Genomic DNA, 20,690 nt, shown 5'->3' with positions numbered 1-20,690 from the left:
CCCCTGACCTGCCGTGCGCCCGGGAAACCCGAGATCGGGGCGCCTCGACCGCCCGTCACATACCGGGACAGCCAGGCGCATCCCACCCCTTCAGGGTGACCCGCGGCGCGTATGGCACCCTCCCCGCGACCCGCCGGAAGGCGTCCAGTAGGGTTTGGTCCGCATAAACATCCAAACCCCTGCCCGACGCAGGGCGGCGACCGACCAGCGAGAAGGCCGCAGCCGAACAGCGCGGGCGAGACTCTCGGGAAGGCGCTACGTGAGTCCCAACGGCTCCGACCGCTCGCCGCGGCGCCCGATGCGGCGGAAGCTGCTGCAGGCACTGACTGCGGGCCTGGTCCTGGCGACCGCTACCGGTTGCACATACAAGGACTTCCCCCGGCTGGGTATGCCCACCCCGACCACGGAAGAGGCTCCCCGGATCCTCTCGCTGTGGCAGGGTTCCTGGGCGGCCGCGATCGCTGTCGGCTGCCTGGTGTGGGGTCTGATCCTGTGGAGTGCGATCTTCCACCGGCGCAGCCGCACCAAGGTCGAGGTCCCTCCGCAGACCCGGTACAACATGCCCATCGAGGCGCTGTACACGGTGGTTCCGCTCCTGATCGTCTCGGTGCTCTTCTACTTCACGGCCCGGGACGAGTCCAAGCTCCTCGACGAATCCAAGAAGCCCGACGTGACGGTCAACGTCGTCGGCTACCAGTGGAGCTGGGCGTTCAACTACATCACCCCCGTGTCCGGCTCCACGGGTGACGCGAAGACCGACAAGAACCTGGCCGCGATCCCGGACCGGTTCAAGAACGCGTTCCCGGCGAACGCCGGCGGCGTCTACGACGCCGGTACGCCGTCCTCGCGGAACCCGCAGACCGGCCTGCCGGGCCCGACGCTGTGGCTGCCCAAGGGCAAGACCGTCCGCTTCATCCTCACCTCGCGGGACGTCAACCACTCCTTCTGGGTGCTGCCGTTCCTGATGAAGATGGACGTCATCCCCGGCCACACCAACTCCTTCCAGGTGACCCCCAACAAGGAGGGCACCTTCCGGGGCAAGTGCGCCGAGCTGTGCGGCCAGGACCACTCCCGGATGCTGTTCAACGTGAAGGTCGTCTCGCCGGACCGCTACGAGCAGCACCTCAAGGACCTCGCTAAGAAGGGGCAGACCGGTTACGTTCCCGCCGGCATCGCGCAGACGGGCCACGAGAAGAACCGGGAGACGAACAACCTGTGAGCATCCTCAACGAACCTCAGGGTGCCGCGGCGGCTGCGGGATCCATCGCGACCGCGCCGCCGGTCCGGCGCAAGCAACCCGGTAACGTCGTGGTGAAGTGGCTGACGACCACCGACCACAAGACCATCGGAACGCTGTACCTGGTCACCTCGTTCGCGTTCTTCTGCATCGGCGGCGTGATGGCGCTCCTCATGCGCGCCGAGCTGGCCCGTCCGGGTCTGCAGATCCTGTCGAACGAGCAGTTCAACCAGGCGTTCACGATGCACGGCACGATCATGCTGCTGATGTTCGCGACGCCGCTGTTCGCCGGCTTCACGAACTGGATCATGCCGCTGCAGATCGGCGCTCCGGACGTGGCCTTCCCGCGGCTGAACATGTTCGCCTACTGGCTGTACCTGTTCGGCTCGCTGATCGCGGTGGCCGGCTTCCTCACCCCGCAGGGCGCGGCCGACTTCGGCTGGTTCGCCTACGCCCCGCTGTCCGACGCGGTGCACTCGCCGGGTGTCGGCGGCGACATGTGGATCATGGGCCTGGCCTTCTCCGGCTTCGGCACGATCCTCGGCTCGGTCAACTTCATCACCACGATCATCTGCATGCGCGCACCGGGCATGACCATGTTCCGCATGCCGATCTTCACCTGGAACGTGCTGCTGACCGCGGTGCTGGTCCTGCTCGCCTTCCCGGTGCTGGCCGCGGCCCTGTTCGCGCTGGAGGCCGACCGCAAGTTCGGCGCCCACGTCTTCGACGCCGCCAACGGCGGAGCCCTGCTGTGGCAACACCTCTTCTGGTTCTTCGGCCACCCAGAGGTGTACATCATCGCGCTGCCGTTCTTCGGCATCATCAGTGAGGTCATCCCGGTCTTCTCCCGCAAGCCGATGTTCGGCTACATGGGTCTGATCGGCGCGACCATCGCCATCGCGGGTCTGTCCGTGACCGTGTGGGCCCACCACATGTACGTCACCGGTGGCGTGCTGCTGCCGTTCTTCTCCTTCATGACCTTCCTGATCGCGGTCCCGACCGGTGTGAAGTTCTTCAACTGGATCGGCACCATGTGGAAGGGCTCGCTGTCCTTCGAGACGCCGATGCTGTGGGCGACCGGCTTCCTGATCACCTTCACCTTCGGTGGTCTGACCGGTGTCATCCTGGCGTCGCCGCCGATGGACTTCCACATCTCCGACTCGTACTTCGTGGTGGCCCACTTCCACTACGTGGTGTTCGGCACCGTCGTCTTCGCGATGTTCTCCGGCTTCCACTTCTGGTGGCCGAAGTTCACCGGCAAGATGCTCGACGAGCGCCTGGGCAAGATGACCTTCTGGATGCTGTTCATCGGCTTCCACGGCACCTTCCTGGTCCAGCACTGGCTGGGTGCCGAGGGCATGCCGCGCCGCTACGCCGACTACCTGGCCGCGGACGGCTTCACCGGCCTGAACATGGTCTCGACGATCTTCTCGTTCCTGCTCGGCCTGTCGATCCTGCCGTTCTTCTACAACGTCTGGAAGACGGCCAAGTACGGCAAGCCGGTCAACATGGACGACCCGTGGGGCTACGGCCGTTCGCTGGAGTGGGCGACCTCCTGCCCGCCGCCGCGGCACAACTTCCTCACCCTGCCGCGGATCCGCAGCGAATCCCCGGCGTTCGACCTGCACCACCCGGAGATCGCCGCGCTCGACCAGCTGGAGAACGCCGGCCACGGTGAGAAGGCCCTCGCTGGCGGCAAGGAGGCCGGCAAGTGAAGATCCAGGGCAAGATGTTCATGTGGCTGAGCGTCTTCCTGCTCATCATGGCCATCGTCTACGGCGTGTGGTCGAAGGAGCCGGCCGGCACCACAGCCCTGTTCCTGTCCTTCGGCCTGAGCATCATGGTCGGCTTCTACCTGGGCTTCACCGCCCGGCGGGTCGACGCGGGTGCCCAGGACAACAAGGAGGCGGACGTCGCGGACGACGCCGGCGAGCTGGGCTTCTTCAGCCCGCACAGCTGGCAGCCGCTCGCCCTCGGTGTCGGCGGCGCGCTGGCCTTCCTCGGCGTGGCGCTCGGCTGGTGGCTGCTCTACTTCGGGGCGCCGCTGGTCATGCTGGCCCTGTTCGGCTGGGTCTTCGAGTACTACCGCGGTGAGAACCGCACCCAGTAACACATACTGAACGACCCGGGGAACCCGGGCCCTCCAGGCGGGGGGCCCGGGTTCCGTCGTTCGCCGGAGAACATCCCCCGGACGGACGATCCACCGCGCCGGAGTTGACGTACCTCCTTAGCGTGAGGTCATGAGCACCGCCACTCCGCGCACCCACACAGCCGTCAGCTGCGCTCTCCTGGTGGCCGCCCTCTCGGCGGGCGTCACGGCCTGCGGCCCCGACGGTAACCCGCTGGCCGCCGACCCCTACGACGCGGCCGACCAGATCTCCTTCAACGGCCCCACGGACCCCGGCAAGAAAGCCGACCCGGACAAGCCCCTGGAGATCACCGCAGAGGGCTCCGACGGGCGCATCACGGACGTCACCGCCCAGGACGCCACAGGACGCCGTGTCGCCGGCGAACTGGACGCCGACGGCAGCCGCTGGCACAGCACCTCACCACTGGCCGCCGGCGCCCACTACACGGTCACGGTGAGCACGGAGGACGCGGACGGTGCACCCGGCCGCAAGGTCCTCACCTTCGACACCAGCAAGCCGACCACCAACAAACGCCTGAACGTGACCTTCGGCCCCGACTCGGGCACCTACGGCGTCGGCCAGCCCATCACGGCCGAACTCGATCAGCCGGTCAAGGACAAGGCCCAGCGCGCCGTCGTCGAACGCGGCCTGCAGGTGCACTCCACGCCCGCCGTGCAGGGCTCCTGGTACTGGGTGGACGACAAGCACCTGCACTACCGGCCCCGGGACTACTGGCCGGCCGGCACCAGCATCGAGGTGCGCAGCGGCCTGGAGAACATGCGCATCGCCGACCGGCTGTACGGCGGCACCGCCAAGCCGCTCAAGCTCACCATCGGCGACCGCGTCGTGGCCGTCACCGACGCCGCCGCGCACCAGCTGACGCTCTACAAGAACGACGAGAAGATCAAGCAGATCCCCGTCACCACCGGCAGACCCGGCTTCGACACCCGCAACGGGATCAAGGTCGTGCTGGCCAAGCAGGCCTCCGTGCGGATGAAGAGCACCACCATCGGCATCGCCGCGGGCTCCTCGGACTCCTTCGACCTGATGGTCTACTGGGCCACCCGGGTCACCTGGAGCGGCGAGTACGTGCACGCCGCCCCCTGGTCCGTCGGCTCCCAGGGCGTGTCCAACGTGAGCCACGGCTGCACCGGCATGAGCAACGCCAACGCCAAGTGGTTCTTCGACAACGTCCACGAGGGCGACATCGTGCAGGTGGTCAACTCCAAGGGCAAGCCGATGGAGCTGTTCGGCAACGGCTTCGGCGAGTGGAACATGCCCTGGGAGAAGTGGGTCCAGGGCAGCGCCCTGCACGGCAGCGGCCAGGGCGGCACACCCAAGCAGGACACGGCGAGACTGAGCCCGCAGGGCATGTGAACGGGCCCGGAAAGCCCTCGGCGGCCCGCAGACACCACCGCGGGCCGCCGAGGCACGTCACGGCCCGGCGGGCCGCCACGGGAGCCTCAGGCCACCAGGGCCTTCCTGCGCAGCAGGGAGGCCAGCGCGGAGGCGAACTCCACCGGGTCCACCGGAAGGGTGACCGCCGCGTCCGCGCGGCTCCACGTCGCCAGCCAGGCGTCCTGCGGGCGCCCGATGAGCAGCAGCACCGGCGGGCACCGGAAGACCTCGTCCTTGATCTGCCGGCACATCCCCATGCCGCCCATGGGCACGGCCTCGCCGTCCAGGACGCAGACGTCGATCCCGCCCCGGTCCAGCTCCTTCAGCACGGCCGCGGGCGTGGCGCACTCGACGAACTCCACGACGGGCGCGTCCTGAGCCGGTCTCCGGCCGGTGGCCAACCGCACCTGCTCCCTGGTGCCTGCGTCGTCGCTGTAGACCAGCACCGTGGCGGTCGCCTGCATGGTTCCTCCACACGTCTTGTAGGGAAGGCACAGCATTGGTCGGGAACTTCCGGGTACCGATGGCGCGGACTCTACTCCCTTCACCCCCTGGTCAACACCGCTTCGCACGCCACCGGGATGAGCCGTACGGGCAGGGCACACCCCATAGACACTCCGAACGGGACCCCCCGGAGTGAGGGCGGGATAAGCGACCGACATAATGTCGGTCGTGGCGACAGCAACGACAGTAGAAACCGGGCACGCGCACCCGTCGGTCAACCGGCCGAACCTCACCAGCGTCGGAACCATCATCTGGCTGAGTTCCGAGCTGATGTTCTTCGCGGCCCTCTTCGCGATGTACTTCACCCTGCGATCGGTGACGGGGCCCGATCACTGGAAGGCGATGGCGGACCATCTCAACGTCCCCTTCTCCTCCGCGAACACCACGATCCTGGTGCTCTCCTCCCTCACCTGCCAGCTCGGCGTCTTCGCCGCCGAGCGCGGTGACGTGAAGAAGCTCCGGGGCTGGTTCATCGTCACCTTCATCATGGGTGCGATCTTCATCGGCGGTCAGATCTACGAGTACACGAGCCTGGTGAAGGAGGACGGGCTGTCCCTGTCCTCCGACCCGTACGGCTCGGTGTTCTACCTGACCACCGGCTTCCACGGCCTGCACGTGACGGGCGGTCTCATCGCCTTCCTGCTGGTCCTCGGCCGCACCTACGCGGCGCGGAGGTTCACCCACGAGCAGGCGACCGCGGCCATCGTCGTGTCCTACTACTGGCACTTCGTCGATGTCGTCTGGATCGGCCTCTTCGCCACGATCTACCTGATCAAGTAGCCGAAGAACCGATCCAAGTCCCGCAAGCATCGACGCAGAAGATCCTGACACCGGGGTAATCCGTGAAAAAGCTCTCCGCACGACGACGCCATCCGCTGGCGGCGGTCGTCGTCCTACTTCTCGCGCTGGCGGCCACGGGGGGGCTGTACACCGCGTTCGCGCCCGCGAGCAAGGCGAAGGCCGACGACTCCGCCCAGTCCCTCACCATCGAGGAGGGCAAGAAGCTCTACGAGGTCGGCTGCGCCAGCTGCCACGGCGCCGGTGGTCAGGGCACCACTGACGGTCCGTCCCTGGTGGGTGTGGGCGCCGCGGCCGTCGACTTCCAGGTCGGCACCGGCCGCATGCCGGCCCAGCAGCCGGGTGCGCAGATCCCGCGCAAGAAGGTCATCTACAACCAGGCCGAGATCGACCAGCTGGCGGCGTACATCGCCTCCCTGGGCGCCGGTCCGAGCGTGCCCACGAAGAACCAGTACAGCCCGGAGGGCGCCGACATCGCCAAGGGCGGTGAGCTGTTCCGGACCAACTGCGCCCAGTGCCACAACTTCACCGGCAAGGGCGGTGCGCTCACGCACGGCAAGTTCGCCCCGGACCTCGAGGGTGTCCAGCCGAAGCACATCTACGAGGCCATGCAGACCGGCCCGCAGAACATGCCTTCCTTCCCCGACACGACGCTGTCGTCGAAGAACAAGAAGGACATCATCGCCTATCTGCACTCGGTCAATAGCGACCAGACGAAGAACCCGGGCGGCCTGGAGCTGGGCGGCCTCGGGCCGGTCAGTGAGGGTCTGTTCGGGTGGATCTTCGGACTGGGCGTGCTGATCGCCGTCGCCGTGTGGGTCGCCGCTCGGACCGCAAAGGCCAAGAAGTCATGAGTAGCCAAGACATTCCAGAAGAGAACCTGCCCGCCGAGTCGGGCGCGGCGCACGGCGCCGTAGGGGTCGCGGACGAGCACAACCCGTTCGCCGACCCGGGCCTGCCGCCCCACGAGCACCGGATCCAGGACATCGACGAGCGGGCGGCCAAGCGGTCCGAGCGCACCGTCGCCCTGCTGTTCACGGTGTCGATGCTGGCCACCCTGGGCTTCATCGCCTCGTACGTGTGGATCCCGAACGACAAGTCGATCTTCATCTGGCCGCTGGGCCACATCAGCGCGATGAACTTCGCGCTGGGCCTGACGCTGGGCGTGGCGCTGTTCTGCATCGGCGCGGGCGCGGTCCACTGGGCCCGCACCCTGATGTCCGACGCGGAGATCGCCGACGAGCGTCACCCGATCGAGGCGTCCCCCGAGGTCCGCGCGAAGGTCCACGCGGACTTCAAGCAGGGGGCCAAGGAGTCCGCGATCGGCCGCCGGCCGCTCATCCGCAACACCCTGCTGGGCGCGCTGACGCTGGTGCCGTTCTCCGGCCTGTTCCTGCTGCGCGACCTGGGGTCGCTGCCGCACGAGAAGCTCCGCCACACGCTGTGGGCCAAGGGCAAGCGCCTGGTGAACATGAACACCAACCAGCCGCTGCGTCCCGAGGACATCGCCACCGGCTCCCTCACCTTCGCCAAGCCCGACGGCCTGGAGGAGAACAACGAGGACTTCCAGAACGAGATCGCCAAGGCGGCCCTGATGATCGTCCGGCTGCAGCCGGACAACATCAAGGACAAGCGCGAGCTCGAGTGGTCGCACCAGGGCATCGTGGCGTACTCGAAGATCTGCACCCACGTCGGCTGCCCGATCTCCCTGTACGAGCAGCAGACGCACCACGTGCTGTGCCCGTGCCACCAGTCCACCTTCGACCTCTCCGACGGTGCCCGAGTGATCTTCGGCCCGGCCGGCCACGCCCTGCCGCAGCTGCGCATCGGCGTGGACAGCGAGGGTTACCTCCAGGCGCTCGGCGACTTCGAGGAGCCCGTCGGTCCTGCATTCTGGGAGCGCGGATGAGTACTACAGCGAGCAACCCGACCCGCTCGCGCGGGAAGGCACCGGCCGGCGAGAAGCTCGCCGACTGGGCCGACGGCCGGCTGGGCATCTACAGCCTGGCCAAGGCCAACATGCGCAAGATCTTCCCCGACCACTGGTCGTTCATGCTGGGTGAGGTCTGCCTCTACAGCTTCCTGATCATCATCCTCACGGGTGTGTATCTGACGCTGTTCTTCCACCCCTCGATGAACGAGGTGGTGTACCACGGCAGCTACGTCCCGCTGCAGGGACAGCTGATGAGCGAGGCGTTCAACTCGACCCTGCACATCTCCTTCGAGGTGCGCGGTGGTCTGCTCATCCGGCAGATCCACCACTGGGCCGCGCTGATCTTCCTCGCCGGCATGTTCGTGCACATGATGCGCGTGTTCTTCACCGGCGCGTTCCGCAAGCCGCGTGAGGTCAACTGGCTGTTCGGCTTCCTGCTGTTCGTCCTGGGCATGTTCACCGGCTTCACCGGCTACTCGCTCCCGGACGACCTGCTCTCCGGCACCGGTGTCCGCTTCATGGAGGGCGCGATCCTGTCCGTGCCGATCATCGGCACGTACATCTCGTTCTTCCTCTTCGGCGGCGAGTTCCCCGGCCACGACTTCGTGGCCCGGTTCTACTCGATCCACATCCTGCTGCTGCCGGGCATCATGCTCGGCCTGGTCGTCGGCCACCTGATCCTGGTCTTCTACCACAAGCACACGCAGTTCGCGGGTCCCGGCAAGACCAACAACAACGTCGTCGGCATGCCGCTGCTGCCGGTCTACATGGCCAAGGCCGGAGGCTTCTTCTTCCTGGTCTTCGGTGCCATCGCGGCCATCGCGGCGATCGCGCAGATCAACCCGATCTGGGCCATCGGCCCCTACCGTCCGGACCAGGTGTCCACCGGCGCCCAGCCCGACTGGTACATGGGCATGGCCGAGGGCCTCATCCGCGCCATGCCCGGCTGGGAGATCAACTTCTGGGGTCACACGCTGGTCCTGGGCGTCTTCATCCCGCTGGTGCTCTTCGGTGTGGTCCTCATCGCGATCGCGCTGTACCCGTTCATCGAGGCCTGGGTCACCGGCGACCGGCGCGAACACCACATCCTGGACCGCCCGCGCAACGTGCCGACCCGCACCGCCTTCGGTGCCGCCTGGATCGCCTGGTACTTCGTGCTGCTGGTCGGCGGTGGCAACGACCTGTGGGCCACCCACTTCCACCTGTCGATCAACGCGATCACCTGGTTCGTCCGCATCGCGTTCTTCCTGGTGCCGGTCATCACCTTCGTCATCACCAAGCGGGTCTGCCTCGGCCTGCAGCGGCGGGACAAGGAGAAGGTGCTGCACGGCCGCGAGTCGGGCATCATCAAGCGCCTGCCGCACGGTGAGTTCATCGAGGTGCACGAGCCGCTCAGCCAGGAGCAGCTGTACACGCTCACCGCTCACCACCAGTACGAGCCGGTGGAGATCGGCCCGACGGTCGACGAGAACGGCGTCGAGCGCAAGGTCCGGGGTACGGAGAAGCTGCGCGCCAAGCTCAGCCACGCCTACTACGGCGAGGACAGCCAGATCGCGAAGCCGACCGTCGAGGAGTACAAGGAGATCACGAGCGGCCACGGCCACCACTGATCGGTAATCCCGAGCGTCGCCACGCCCGGTCCCAGGGCCCCGTCCGTTTCCCGGACGGGGCCCTTCGCCGTGCGGCGCTCTGGATAGGGTGGAAGGCGTCGAACATCCACGTCCCGCCTCGTCAGGGACACCGACCCAGGAGCGGCTTATGAGCGCTGTGACCCCCGCTGGAGGCGACACCGCGGCGGGCCGTTCCTGGCCCCGGGTGCTGAACGGCCTGCTGGCCGGACGTGACCAGAGCGCGGACGACACCGCCTGGGCGATGGACCGGATCATGCGCGGCGAGGCGACGGACGCCCAGATCGCCGGGTTCGCGGTGGCGCTGCGGGCCAAGGGCGAGACGGTGGAGGAGATCACCGGTCTGGTCCGGGCGATGTACGAGCACGCCAACGTCATCGAGGTCCCCGGGCCGGCCGTCGACATCGTCGGCACCGGCGGCGACGGCGCGAAGACCGTGAACATCTCCACGATGTCCTCGATCGTCGTCGCCGGCACCGGCGCGAAGGTCGTCAAGCACGGCAACCGGGCCGCGTCCTCCGCCTCCGGCGCCTCCGACGTCCTGGAGAAGCTGGGCGTCAACCTGGAGCTGACCCCGCGGCGGGTGGCCGAGGTGGCGGAAGAAGCCGGCATCACCTTCTGCTTCGCGGTGAAATTCCACCCGGCCCTGCGCCACGTCGCCGCCGCCCGCGGACAGCTCGGCATCCGCACCACGTTCAACTTCCTCGGCCCGCTGACCAACCCGGCCCGCGTCACGGCGCAGGCGGTCGGCGTCGCCGATGCGCGCATGGCGCCCATCGTGGCCGGCGTGTTCGCCGAGCGCGGCCACTCCTCCCTGGTCTTCCGCGGGGACGACGGCCTGGACGAGCTGACCACCACCTCCACGTCCCGGGTGTGGGTCGTCCGGGAGGGCAAGGTCACCGAGGAGGCCTTCGACCCGCGGGACGTCGGCATCGAGCTGGTGCCGGTGGAGGCGCTGCGCGGCGCCGACGCCTCGTACAACGCGGAGGTCGCGCGCCGGGTCCTGGACGGAGAGAAGGGCCCCGTCCGGGACGCCGTCCTGCTGAACGCGGCGGCGGCCCTGGTGGCCCTGGAACCGGGCCCGGGCACGCTGGTGGAGCAGATCCGCGCCGGGATGGAGAAGGCGGCCGAGTCGATCGACTCCGGGGCGGCCCGGCGCACCCTGGAGCGCTGGGTGGCGGCCAGCAACGCCTGACGGCCGTCCCTGTGCGGCACGGTCCCGCGATCCGGACACGGGTTGCGGGACCGCGATCATTTCGCGTACGTTCCTGTCCAGGTCATGAGTGACAGCCATGTGGCCCCGGCCGGCTGTCCGGCAACCCTCCGTCCGTGGCGGGGTGCCCCGGGTGAAGACCAGGCCGTAGGCAGCGAGGTCTACGGCAAGCGCGGACCCCTCGCGTACCCAGGGGTCCTGGTGGTGACGAGGGAGCCTTCCGTGAGCAAGCGAATGCGCTAGGGCCGCAGAGCCCCGCCTCCGCATCTTCCCCTTCCCTTCACCCACGCTCGAGCCGTGCCCGCTCGCGGGGTGAATCCAGCCTGCCCTCACGGGAGTTCGCCATGTCTGTCTCCACCGCTGCCACCGACCGGTCCGTGTCCGCCCCGCTGCCCGTCCTCGGCCGGGACGTCACCGTCCCCCTCGTCACCGGCGGTGAGGTCACCTACGCCGCGCTCGACTACGCGGCCAGCGCGCCCGCGCTGCAGCGCGTCTGGGACGACGTGGCGGCGTACGCGCCGTACTACGGCAGCGTCCACCGCGGCGCCGGCTACCTCTCGCAGCTGTCCACGGACCTGTTCGAGAACGCCCGCCGGACGGTCGCCGCGTTCCTCGACTGCCGCCCCGCCGACCAGGTCGTCTTCACCCGCTCCACCACCGACTCCCTGAACCTGCTGGCCCGCGCGCTCCCCGCCGACTGCCGGGTGTTCGTCTTCGAGACCGAGCACCACGCCTCGCTGCTGCCCTGGCGAGAGGCGCAGGTGACGTACGTGGACGCGCCCCGCACCCCGGAGCAGGCCGTGGCGACCCTGGAGCGGGCGCTGGCCGACCGCGAGCCCCACGGCCCGGCCCTGGTCTGCGTCACCGGCGCCTCCAACGTCACCGGCGAGCTGTGGCCGGTGCGCCGGCTGGCCGCCGCCGCCCACGCGCACGGCGCCCGGATCGTGCTGGACGCCGCCCAGCTCGCCCCGCACCACCCGGTGTCCGTGCGGGACCTCGACGTCGACTGGGTGGCCTTCTCCGGCCACAAGCTCTACGCCCCGTTCGGCGCGGGTGTGCTGGCCGGCCGGGCCGACTGGCTGCGCGAGGCCGAGCCGTACCTCGCGGGCGGCGGGGCCAGCCGCCGCGTGAGCCGCCGCACCGACGGGGGAGTGGACGTGGAGTGGCACGAGGGCGCCGCCCGCCACGAGGCCGGCTCCCCGAACGTCATCGGCGCCTACGCCATCGCCTCCGCCTGCAAGGCGCTCACCGAGGCCGGCTTCGACACGCTGGTCGCGCGCGAGCAGCACCTGATCCGCACGGTGCGCGAGGGGCTGGCCGAGGTGCCCGAGGTGAGCGTCCTGTCGCTGTTCGGGGACGACGCCCCGCGGGTCGGGGTGGTCTCCTTCGTCGTGGCGGGCTGGAACAGCTCGCACTTCGCCGCGGCGCTCTCCGCGGAGTACGGCATCGGCGTGCGCGACGGGCTGTTCTGCGCTCACCCGCTGGTGCGCACCCTGCTCGGCAGCGACCCTGAGACCCCGGGCGAGTGCGGCGCCCCCGAGGCCGCGCCCGGCGAGAAGTCCCTCAACGCCGTCCGTGTCAGCTTCGGCGCCGGCACCCCCGACGAGCACGTCGAGCGGTTCGTGACGGCGGTGAAGGAACTGGTCCGCGACGGCGCCAAGTGGCGCTACCGCACGGAGGACGGCCGCTGCGTGCCCGCCGTCTGAGGCGTCTCCGCACGCCAGGCGGCGCCCGCTCGGTCGAGGGCCTGGGACTCCTAGGCCCGGAGTCCAGCTCCTAGGAGTCCAGGCCGATCGCGAACGCCGCCTCCAGGTCGTGCTGCGAGTACGTGCGGAACGCCACGTGCGTGTCCGTCGCCTCCACCCCGGGGATCCTGCTGATCCGCCCGGGGATCACGTCCGCCAGCTCCTCGTGCTGCCGCACCCGGACCATGGCGATCAGGTCGTAGGTGCCGGTGACGGAGAACACCTCGCTGACGGAGTCCAGCGCGGCGATCTGCTCGGCGATCTCGGGGATCCGGTCCACGCTGGTCTTGATGAGGACGATCGCGGTGATCACGGCTGGTTCTCTCCCTCGGGGGCCGGAGCAGGGGCGGCCTTCACTCTAGTCCGCCCGCCCGGCTGCCACCGCAGCCCTCCGAGGCCGCCCCTCGGGCCCCTCCTCCCGTACCGGGCCCACGCGTAGGCGAAGCCCAGGGCGAAGCCCACCACGTGGGCCAGGTAGGCCACGCCCGGCCCGTGGGTGGCCTGCCCGGCGGCCACCCACTGCAGGGCCGCCCAGAACGGCAGGACGATCCACGCCGGCAGCCGCAGCGGCAGGAAGAACAGGAACGGCAGGACACTGGTCACCCGCGCCCGCGGGAACAGGTACAGGAACGCGCCCAGCACCGCCGAGATCGCCCCGGAGGCGCCCACGAGGGTCTGCTCGGAGGCGGCGTGGGCGGCGGCGTAGCCCAGCAGGGCGAGGCAGCCGCAGCCCAGGTAGAACAGCAGGAACGCGACCCGGCCCATCCGCTGCTCGGTCATCGCCCCGAAGACATACAGGAAGAGCATGTTGCCGAGCAGGTGCACCCAGCTGCCGTGCACGAACAGCGCCGTCACCGGGGTCAGGGCGGCCCGCGGGGAGCCGGTGAACAGCTCGGCCGGGATCACCCCCCAGCGCCGGAAGTAGGAGCGCTGGGCGAGCAGCAGCGCGTCCCCGGTGCCGTCCAGGGGGTTCAGGCCGGAGGCCGGGCCGATCACGAAGAGGGCACAGCACACGACGATCAGGGCGCAGGTCACCGGCGCGGGCGTGGTCCGTAGCGCCTTCAGGGCCCGGACCGCCCGGACGGCCACCGTCTTCGTGTCGCTGATCATGTGCACAGAGCATGGCGTACCGGGACGCATCCGCGCAGACCGCCTCGCCGCCGTGGACACCCGGGCGGGCAGGGGCCGTCAGGCCGTAGGGTTACGAGCCGGCGCCCGGGAACCCCGCGCGTCACGGACACTGGAAGGAAGCGAGCAGCCACGATGACGGTTCCCCAGCCGACCGCCACGACGCGGTGGCGCTGCACCCTCTGCGGCAACCTCACCCGCTTCGACGTGACGCGTTCGTCGAAGGTCGTCGAGTACGTCCACCTCGATCTGGCCGGAGAGCCCACGGTCGAGGAGCGCGAGGTGGTCAGTGAGACCATCGAGTCGGTGCGCTGCCGCTGGTGCAACGCCGTGGACAAGGTGGAACTCGTGGACAGGCCGGGCGCCGGCTCCTGAGCGGAGCGGGCCCCGCACAGGTGCCCCCTTCGGGGGGGTCCCGCTAGGCATTGGGGTGACGGATGGTGGAGACACGAGGCGGGGAGCCGGACGACGGCGCCGCTGAGGTGCTCGACCGTCCGCTGCCCGAGGGCGTGCGCCGCCGGGTCGTGCAGATCGTCGCCGACGCCTTCGGCCGGCTCACGGTCGCCGAGCTGCCGGCGGCACTGCGGCAGTACGCCCGGTTCGCGCCCAACCGCCGGGCCAAGTTCGCGGGCAACGCGATGGCGGCCGCGGTGGAGACCGACACGATCTTCCGGCAGCGCGTGGGCGAGAAGTTCCGCGAGGCCCAGCCGGAGCTGTGCGGCGCGCTGGAGGCCGGCTCCGCGCCCCCGGCCGCCGACCCGCTGGACGTGGCGGCCGCGGCCTACGTGCTGCGGCCCACCGGCTGGGTCAAGCTGGTCACCGCGGCCGGCGAGGAGGCCCAGCGGGCGCACGCCGAGCGCGCCGAGGAGGAGAGCCGGGCCGAGCTGGAGCGGCTGCGCGCGCAGCTCGCCCAGGCCCGCGAGCACACCCGCGCCGAGACCGAGCGGCTGCGTACCGAGCTGGACGCGGCCCGCAAGGAGGCCGAGTCCCTGCACCGCAAGCTGCGCGCCGCGCTCAGCGACGTCAAGCGGGGCGAGGCCGCGCTGCGCGCCGCCCGCGCCGAGACGGAGGCCGTGCGCGCCGAGGGGCAGGCGCAGCTGTCCGCGGCTGAGAGCGAGACCCGGCGGCTCAAGGCGCGCCTGGGCGAGGCGGAGACCGCGCTGGAGGCCACCCGGCGGGCGGCCCGCGAGGGGCGCAGCGTGGAGGACATGCGGGTGCGGCTGCTGCTGGACACGGTGCTGGACGCCGCGCAGGGGCTGCGCCGGGAACTGGCGCTGCCGCCGGTGTCGGTGCGGCCCGCCGAGACCGTGGACGCGGTGGAGCCGGGCCGGATGACCCCCAAGGACATCGCGGCCCGCGCGCTGTCCGAGCACGATCCGGCGGTCCTGGACCAGTTGCTCGCCCTGCCGCAGGCCCATCTGGTCGTCGACGGCTACAACGTCACCAAGACCGGCTATCCGCAGATGCCCCTGGAGAAGCAGCGCCTGCGGCTGCTCGGGCAGCTCTCGCAGCTCGCCGCGCAGTCCGGCGCGGAGGTCACCTGCGTCTTCGACGGGGCCGAGCTGGCCGCGCCGGTGCTGCTCGCGCCGCCGCGCGGGGTGCGGGTGCTGTTCTCCAAACCGGGCGTCACCGCGGACGAGTTGATCCGCCAGCTGGTGCGCGCCGAGCCGCCCGGCCGGCCCGTCATCGTCGTCTCCACCGACCGCGAGGTGGCCGACGGGGTCGCCAGGGCCGGGGCGCGGCCGGTGGCGTCGGCCGTTCTGCTCAAGCGTTTTACGCGCGGCTGATATGCGGACACACGGCGCCTATGTCTCAACAACGCCGTAGGGAACGTACGAGGCCTTGCCCGAATTGACGGGCGCGCCACCGCGACGTTGCGTCAACCCCGCCTCACCGCACGTGAGTTGTGTGCAAAGAATGACTGCTGTGGTGTGATTTTTTGCTGTGAGGATTTGAATTCATCACGATGAGGTCACTAGGGTCTGGGCTCGAACCTCCGAGCGGGTGATCACTCACAAGAATGGAGCTCGCTTCCGTGGCGTCCCACCGTCGACCCAAACAGCCGAGTCGTGCACGCGTAACCGTGCTCACCACCGCGGCAGCCGCCGCCGTCGCCATCAGCGCGCAGGCGGCCAACGCGGCGCCCAGTGCGAAGCCGAGCAAGGACGAGGTCAAGGCCAAGGTCGACAAGCTCTACGAGCAGGCGGAGCAGGCCACCGAGAAGTACAACGGGGCCAAGGAGAAGCAGGAGAAGCTCCAGAAGGAGATCTCCACCATCCAGGACAACGTCGCCCGCGGTCAGCAGGACCTCAACAAGCTGCGCGACGGCCTGGGTTCGCTCGCGGCCAGCCAGTACCGCTCCGGCGGCATCGACCCCTCCGTCCAGCTCTTCCTCTCCTCCGATCCGCAGGACTACCTGGACAAGGCCGCCACGCTCGACCAGTTGAGCGGCCAGCAGGTCGACGCGCTGAAGAAGATCCAGGACAAGCAGCGCGAACTCGCCCAGGAGCGTGCCGAGGCCACCGAGAAGCTCAAGGACCTCGCCGCCACCCGCACCGAGCTGGGCAACAAGAAGAAGGAAGTCCAGGGCAAGCTCGCCGAGGCGCAGCGCCTGCTCAACTCCCTGACCGCGCAGGAGAAGAAGCAGCTGGCCGAGGAGCAGCAGCGCTCCACCCGCGCCAGCGAGCGCACCGTGCTCACCGGCAACGTGCACGGCTCGGGCAGGGCCGGCGCCGCCTTCTCCGCCGCGCAGACCAGGATCGGCTCCCCGTACGTCTACGGTGCCACCGGCCCGTCCTCCTTCGACTGCTCGGGCCTGACCTCCTGGGCCTACGCCCAGGCCGGCGTGTCCATCCCGCGCACCTCCGAGGCGCAGGCCAACATCGGCACCCGCATCTACTCGCAGAGCCAGCTCCAGGTCGGCGACCTGGTCTTCTTCTACGGCGACCTGCACCACGTGGGCCTGTACGCGGGCAACGGCCAGGTGCCGCACGCCCCGCACACCGGCGCCGTGGTGCGCTACGAGGCGATCGGCAACATGCCCTTCCAGTTCGGCGTCCGCGTCTGACCCACATCCCGGGAATCACACCCGAGTGCCGCCCTATCGGGCGAATCACGCCGATGCGTGTTGACCCCGCGCCCCGCCCCTGACCTGCTGTCGGTGGCGGGGCGCCGTGCTGTGCGCCCCCTGACGTGCGTCGCGGGCGCCCCCCGTACGGCTACTGTCTGCCGCGTTTCCCCCGCTCACCGGGGCGCCTGCCGCGTCCCCGCACTCGGGGAGACGGTTTCTGTCGGTCAGTGGAGGGAGTTCGGCTTCCCGTGGGGTCCCATCGTCGCCATGCACCGTCCGGGTTCGACCGGGGCGTCGGCGCGGCCTGCGCCGCTTTCACCGTGCTGTCCGCCGCGGCCACCGCCCTGGGCGCCCTGCCCGCCGGCTCGGCCGTCGCCGCCCCGCACGGCGGCACCCGCGCCGAGGTGGACCGCCTCTACCAGGAGGCGGAGAAGGCGACCGAGGCCTACGACAAGGCCGGTGAGCGCGCCGACCGGCTGCACCGCCGGGTCCGCGACGCCCAGGACCGCATCGCCCGGGAACAGCAGCGCGTCAACACCCTGCGCGAAGCGCTCGGTTCGGTGGCCGGCGCCCAGTACCGCTCCGGCGGCCTGGACCCGTCGCTGGCCCTGCTGTTCTCCGACGACCCCGGCGACTACCTCGACAAGGCGGCCACCCTCGACCGGATCGGCGCCCACCAGGCCGGCGAACTGCACGCGTTGCAGCAGGCCCTGCGCCGGCTCGCCCAGGAACGCGCCGAGGCCACCCGCACCCTCGCCGAACTCGACCGCAGCCGCAAGGCCGTCATCGCGCACAAGCGCACCGTGGAACGCAAGCTCGCCCGGGCCCGGCAGCTGCTCAACTCGCTGTCCCCCGGCGAGCGCCGGGCCTACGACCGGGCCTCCCGCTCCGGCCGCCCCGACCTGCCGCCCGGTCTCGCCGGCCCCGCGGCCTCCGGGCGGGCCGCCGCGGCGCTCGCCGCCGCCCGCTCCGCGCTGGGCCGCCCCTACGTCTGGGGCGCCAACGGCCCCTCGGGATTCGACTGCTCGGGCCTGATGCAGTGGGCGTACGCGCAGGCCGGAGTGCATCTGCCGCGCACCTCGCAGGAGCAGCGGCTGGCCGGCCGGCACATCCCGCTGTCCCAGGCCCGCCCCGGCGACCTCGTCGTCTACCGGTCCGACGCCAGCCACATCGGGATGTACGTCGGCCACGGACAGGTCATCCACGCGCCCCACCCGGGCGCACCCGTGCGCTACGACCCGGTGAACATGATGCCGATCTCGTCGGTCACCAGGGTCTGACGGCGGGCCCGCGCCCGCCGTACGATCGGGAAGTGGCTGGTCGAAGGCGTGGGACGAGGCGCACGGCGGTGGCGGTGTGCCTGCTGCTGGCGTCACTGTCGGCGTGCGGCGGGCCGTCCGCGGCCGACACCGCGCGGCAGCGGGTGCAGCAGGTGCTGGACCGCAGGGCGGCGGCCGTCCTGCACCACGACCCGGCGGCCTACGCCGCCACCGGCACCCGCGCGCCGTACGCGAACCTGAGGTCCGTGCCGTTCACGGCCCTGTCCTACCGGGTGACCGCCGTGCGCCGCACCGGCCGGGCGGCCACCGCCGACGCCGAACTGCGCTACCGCCTGACCGGCTACGACAGCGCGCCCGTCACCGCCGCCCGCACCCTCACCCTGGCCACCACCGCCGCCGGCGGCTGGTACGTCACCGCCGACCGGCCCGCGTCCCGGTCCGCCCAGCAGCCCTGGGACCAGGGCGCGGTGACGGTGGTGCACGGACGGGCCGGCATCGTCCTCGGCGTCGGCCACACCGCCGCCGCGCTGCGCGGCTACGCCGACCTCGCCGACCGCGCGGTGCCCGCGGTGTCCGCCGCCTGGGGCACCGACTGGAGCCGCCGCGTCGTCGTCCTCGTCCCCCGCTCGCGGCAGGACATGGCCGCCCTGCTCGGCTCGCCCGCCGCCAACTCCCGTGGCATCGCCGCCGTCACCACCGGTGAGGCGGGAGGCACCGGCCGGGCCCCCGCCGACCGGATCATCGTCAACCCCGACGCGTACGGCATGCTCGGGCCGCTCGGCAAACAGGTCGTCCTCACCCACGAGACCACCCACGTCGCCACCCGCGCCCACACCGACGCCGCCACCCCGCTGTGGCTGTCCGAGGGCTACGCCGACTGGGTCGGCTACCGCACCTCCGGACGCACCCCCGAGCAGGCCGCGCCCGAACTCGCCCAGGCCGTCTCGGCGGGGAACGTGCCGGCCGCCCTGCCCGCCGACCGGGACTTCGCCTTCGCCGGTGACGCCACCCGCCTCGCCCGCGCCTACGAGGGCGGCTGGATGGCCTGCCGGATGATCGCCGACCGCTGGGGCGAGCACCGGCTCGACGCCTTCTACCGCGCCGTCGGCGCCCACGACCGGCGCGCCGGCGCCGTCGAGGACGCGCTGCACACGGTCCTGGGCACCACCCTGGAGCGGTTCACCGCGCAGTGGCGGCAGTATCTGCGGGGCCACCTGGGCTGAGACACCCGGTCCCCGGCGGTTGTCAGGAGGGCGAGTTCGCCCGGCTGCGGGAGGCCTGGCTGGGCAGGGACACCGCCGGCACCGGCGGGACCGTGGCACGCCACAGCGTGCGGCAGGCCACCGCGCAGGCCGCCACCAGCAGGCCGTTGCGCACCACCAGCAGCCCCACCCCGAGCCCGTCGCTCGCGACGACGTCGGCGAAGTACACCGGGAACTCCAGCACCGTCACGCCCGCCGCCGCCAGCACCATCAGCACCGGCAGCCGCATCCCGCTGCCGGAGAAGCACAGGCAGACGGCGCCCAGCCCGACCAGCCACACCAGGTACTGCGGGCTGATCACCCGGCTGGTGACCGTGCACAGCAGCACCGCCGTGAACGCCGCGTCCGCGAGCGTGTGCGGCCCGCACCTACGTGCCCGCAGCCGCCAGGCCAGCAGCCAGACGAACGCGGCCCCGGTCAGGGCCGTCGCCGCCGAGCTGACCGCGCCGACGTACGGGCCGGTGAACTCCATCGACCCGTAGCGCAGCAGCACCCGGCCGTCCCAGCCGGCGTGCCGGGCCACGTGGAAGACCAGCGCGCCCACGGACTCCACCTCCGTGCCCCGGCCGCGCTGGGCGGTCAGGAAGGACAGCGCCCCCGGCAGGGCCGGGGCGCACAGCAGCCCCCCCGCCGCGCCGGTCAGCGCCGCCGCGCCCCAGGCGCGCCGCCCGGCCGTGCCCCGCGCGCCCGCGAGCAGCAGCACCGGCCAGCCCTTCAGCAGCGCCCCGCAGCCCGCCAGCACGCCCAGCGCACGCGGCCGCCGCACGCCCGCGAGCAGCGCCGCCACGGCCACCGCGGTCACCATCACGTCGTAGCGGGCGTACAACGTCGGCCCCAGCGCGGCCGCGCCCACCGTCCACACCCAGGCGCCGCGCGGCGCCCGCCCCGCGGCCCGCCCGCCGTACAGCAGCAGGCACAGCACCACCAGGTCGGCCAGCAGCGCCAGGACCCAGAAGGCCGTGGCGTAGTCGAGGAACGGCAACGCGGCGGGGGAGAGAACCGCCAGCGCCGCGCCGGGCGGGTACTGCCAGGTCACGTCACCGAGCGGGAAGGAGCCCCGGCGCAGCACCTCGTACCAGCCCCGGTAGATCACCGACACGTCGCCGGTGACGTCCGGGCCGGGCAGCACGAGCACCCGCAGCACGCACAGCAGCACCACCGCCCGCGTCGCCGCCCAGGCCGCCAGCAGCCCGGCCACGCGCCGCCGCCCCGTGCCCGTCCCATCGCCCGTGTCGTCCACCTGTGGGTCCCCTGTCCCTGTGCCGTGCCGCCTGCCGCCGCCACGCCCATGCTCTCCCGGACGCCCGGGCCCGGGCCATGGAAGTACGGCCACTCAGGGACCCGCCGGCCCATTGGGTAGGGTCG

The 20,690-nt window shown here is 70.9% G+C and carries 19 protein-coding genes and 1 riboswitch; of the genes, 15 read left to right on the top strand and 4 right to left on the bottom strand.

The window, feature by feature from the left end; translation table 11 throughout:
- Positions 1–259: 259 nt before the first annotated feature.
- The 4 genes from ctaC to GV126_RS10145 all read left to right on the top strand — a co-directional run bounded on the left by ctaC (position 260) and on the right by GV126_RS10145 (position 4,743).
- A complete protein-coding gene (gene ctaC, locus GV126_RS10160; RefSeq protein WP_028422458.1) occupies positions 260–1,219 on the top strand; it encodes an aa3-type cytochrome oxidase subunit II in 960 nt (319 codons plus the stop codon).
- Positions 1,216–2,952: an aa3-type cytochrome oxidase subunit I gene (ctaD, locus tag GV126_RS10155; RefSeq protein ID WP_028422459.1), complete on the top strand. Its 1,737-nt coding sequence runs from the start codon at positions 1,216–1,218 to the stop codon at positions 2,950–2,952. The genes ctaC and ctaD overlap by 4 nt, the downstream gene beginning before the upstream one ends.
- Positions 2,949–3,347, top strand: a complete 399-nt coding sequence (locus GV126_RS10150; RefSeq protein WP_028422460.1) for a cytochrome c oxidase subunit 4 — start codon at positions 2,949–2,951, stop codon at positions 3,345–3,347. Before ctaD ends, GV126_RS10150 begins: the two co-directional genes overlap by 4 nt.
- Positions 3,348–3,477: 130 nt before the next feature.
- Complete coding sequence (locus GV126_RS10145; protein ID WP_159664588.1) at positions 3,478–4,743, top strand: L,D-transpeptidase; 1,266 nt, start codon at positions 3,478–3,480, stop codon at positions 4,741–4,743.
- An 86-nt stretch (positions 4,744–4,829) separates the two neighbouring features.
- Here GV126_RS10145 and GV126_RS10140 read toward each other — a convergent pair whose 3' ends face one another.
- Complete coding sequence (locus tag GV126_RS10140) at positions 4,830–5,228, bottom strand: response regulator (RefSeq protein ID WP_159664586.1); 399 nt, start codon at positions 5,226–5,228, stop codon at positions 4,830–4,832.
- 199 nt (positions 5,229–5,427) lie between these two features.
- On the opposite strand from GV126_RS10140, the gene ctaE reads away from it, so the two are divergent.
- From ctaE to GV126_RS10110, 6 genes are all read left to right on the top strand, one after another.
- The gene (gene ctaE / locus GV126_RS10135; protein WP_028422463.1) at positions 5,428–6,048 is read left to right on the top strand and encodes an aa3-type cytochrome oxidase subunit III; all 621 of its coding nucleotides are present in this window, start codon (positions 5,428–5,430) and stop codon (positions 6,046–6,048) included.
- Positions 6,049–6,110: 62 nt separating this feature from the next.
- Positions 6,111–6,920 carry a cytochrome bc1 complex diheme cytochrome c subunit gene (qcrC, locus tag GV126_RS10130; RefSeq protein WP_159664584.1) on the top strand — a complete coding sequence of 270 codons (810 nt, stop codon included), beginning with the start codon at positions 6,111–6,113 and terminating at the stop codon, positions 6,918–6,920.
- Entirely contained in the window at positions 6,917–7,975 is a 1,059-nt protein-coding gene (gene qcrA / locus GV126_RS10125; protein ID WP_159664582.1) for a cytochrome bc1 complex Rieske iron-sulfur subunit, read from the top strand. Before qcrC ends, qcrA begins: the two co-directional genes overlap by 4 nt.
- On the top strand, positions 7,972–9,609 hold the full coding sequence (gene qcrB, locus GV126_RS10120; RefSeq protein WP_159664580.1) for a cytochrome bc1 complex cytochrome b subunit: 1,638 nt from the start codon (positions 7,972–7,974) through the stop codon (positions 9,607–9,609). The genes qcrA and qcrB overlap by 4 nt, the downstream gene beginning before the upstream one ends.
- Before the next feature lie 148 nt (positions 9,610–9,757).
- Positions 9,758–10,822, top strand: coding sequence for an anthranilate phosphoribosyltransferase (gene trpD / locus GV126_RS10115; RefSeq protein ID WP_159664578.1), 1,065 nt, complete (start codon positions 9,758–9,760; stop codon positions 10,820–10,822).
- Between the two features lie 80 nt (positions 10,823–10,902).
- A riboswitch (SAM riboswitch) is annotated at positions 10,903–11,019 on the top strand.
- A gap of 165 nt (positions 11,020–11,184) precedes the next feature.
- A complete protein-coding gene (locus GV126_RS10110; protein ID WP_159664576.1) occupies positions 11,185–12,546 on the top strand; it encodes an aminotransferase class V-fold PLP-dependent enzyme in 1,362 nt (453 codons plus the stop codon).
- A 70-nt stretch (positions 12,547–12,616) separates the two neighbouring features.
- Here GV126_RS10110 and GV126_RS10105 read toward each other — a convergent pair whose 3' ends face one another.
- Both GV126_RS10105 and GV126_RS10100 read right to left on the bottom strand, forming a co-directional pair.
- Positions 12,617–12,898 carry an Lrp/AsnC family transcriptional regulator gene (locus tag GV126_RS10105; protein ID WP_159664574.1) on the bottom strand — a complete coding sequence of 94 codons (282 nt, stop codon included), beginning with the start codon at positions 12,896–12,898 and terminating at the stop codon, positions 12,617–12,619.
- A complete protein-coding gene (locus GV126_RS10100; RefSeq protein ID WP_236569939.1) occupies positions 12,895–13,695 on the bottom strand; it encodes a rhomboid family intramembrane serine protease in 801 nt (266 codons plus the stop codon). The genes GV126_RS10105 and GV126_RS10100 overlap by 4 nt, the downstream gene beginning before the upstream one ends.
- A 153-nt stretch (positions 13,696–13,848) precedes the next feature.
- Between GV126_RS10100 and GV126_RS10095 the strand changes: the two genes are divergently transcribed.
- The 5 genes from GV126_RS10095 (at position 13,849) to GV126_RS10075 (ending at position 19,286) form a co-directional block, all read left to right on the top strand.
- Positions 13,849–14,088: a hypothetical protein gene (locus tag GV126_RS10095; protein WP_159664570.1), complete on the top strand. Its 240-nt coding sequence runs from the start codon at positions 13,849–13,851 to the stop codon at positions 14,086–14,088.
- A 62-nt stretch (positions 14,089–14,150) separates the two neighbouring features.
- Complete coding sequence (locus tag GV126_RS10090; protein WP_159664568.1) at positions 14,151–15,500, top strand: NYN domain-containing protein; 1,350 nt, start codon at positions 14,151–14,153, stop codon at positions 15,498–15,500.
- Between the two features lie 248 nt (positions 15,501–15,748).
- Positions 15,749–16,780 carry a C40 family peptidase gene (locus GV126_RS10085; protein ID WP_159664566.1) on the top strand — a complete coding sequence of 344 codons (1,032 nt, stop codon included), beginning with the start codon at positions 15,749–15,751 and terminating at the stop codon, positions 16,778–16,780.
- A gap of 251 nt (positions 16,781–17,031) precedes the next feature.
- The gene (locus tag GV126_RS10080) at positions 17,032–18,063 is read left to right on the top strand and encodes a C40 family peptidase (RefSeq protein ID WP_159664564.1); all 1,032 of its coding nucleotides are present in this window, start codon (positions 17,032–17,034) and stop codon (positions 18,061–18,063) included.
- Between the two features lie 32 nt (positions 18,064–18,095).
- On the top strand, positions 18,096–19,286 hold the full coding sequence (locus GV126_RS10075; protein WP_159664562.1) for a hypothetical protein: 1,191 nt from the start codon (positions 18,096–18,098) through the stop codon (positions 19,284–19,286).
- 22 nt (positions 19,287–19,308) lie between these two features.
- On the opposite strand, the gene GV126_RS10070 is transcribed toward GV126_RS10075, so the two are convergent.
- A complete protein-coding gene (locus GV126_RS10070; RefSeq protein ID WP_201299823.1) occupies positions 19,309–20,565 on the bottom strand; it encodes a glycosyltransferase 87 family protein in 1,257 nt (418 codons plus the stop codon).
- Positions 20,566–20,690 lie beyond the last annotated feature (125 nt).

The sequence above is a fragment of the Streptomyces mexicanus genome, from assembly GCF_902506575.1.
Classification (GTDB): domain Bacteria; phylum Actinomycetota; class Actinomycetes; order Streptomycetales; family Streptomycetaceae; genus Streptomyces; species Streptomyces mexicanus.
This window is presented reverse-complemented; position numbering and strand designations above follow the sequence as displayed.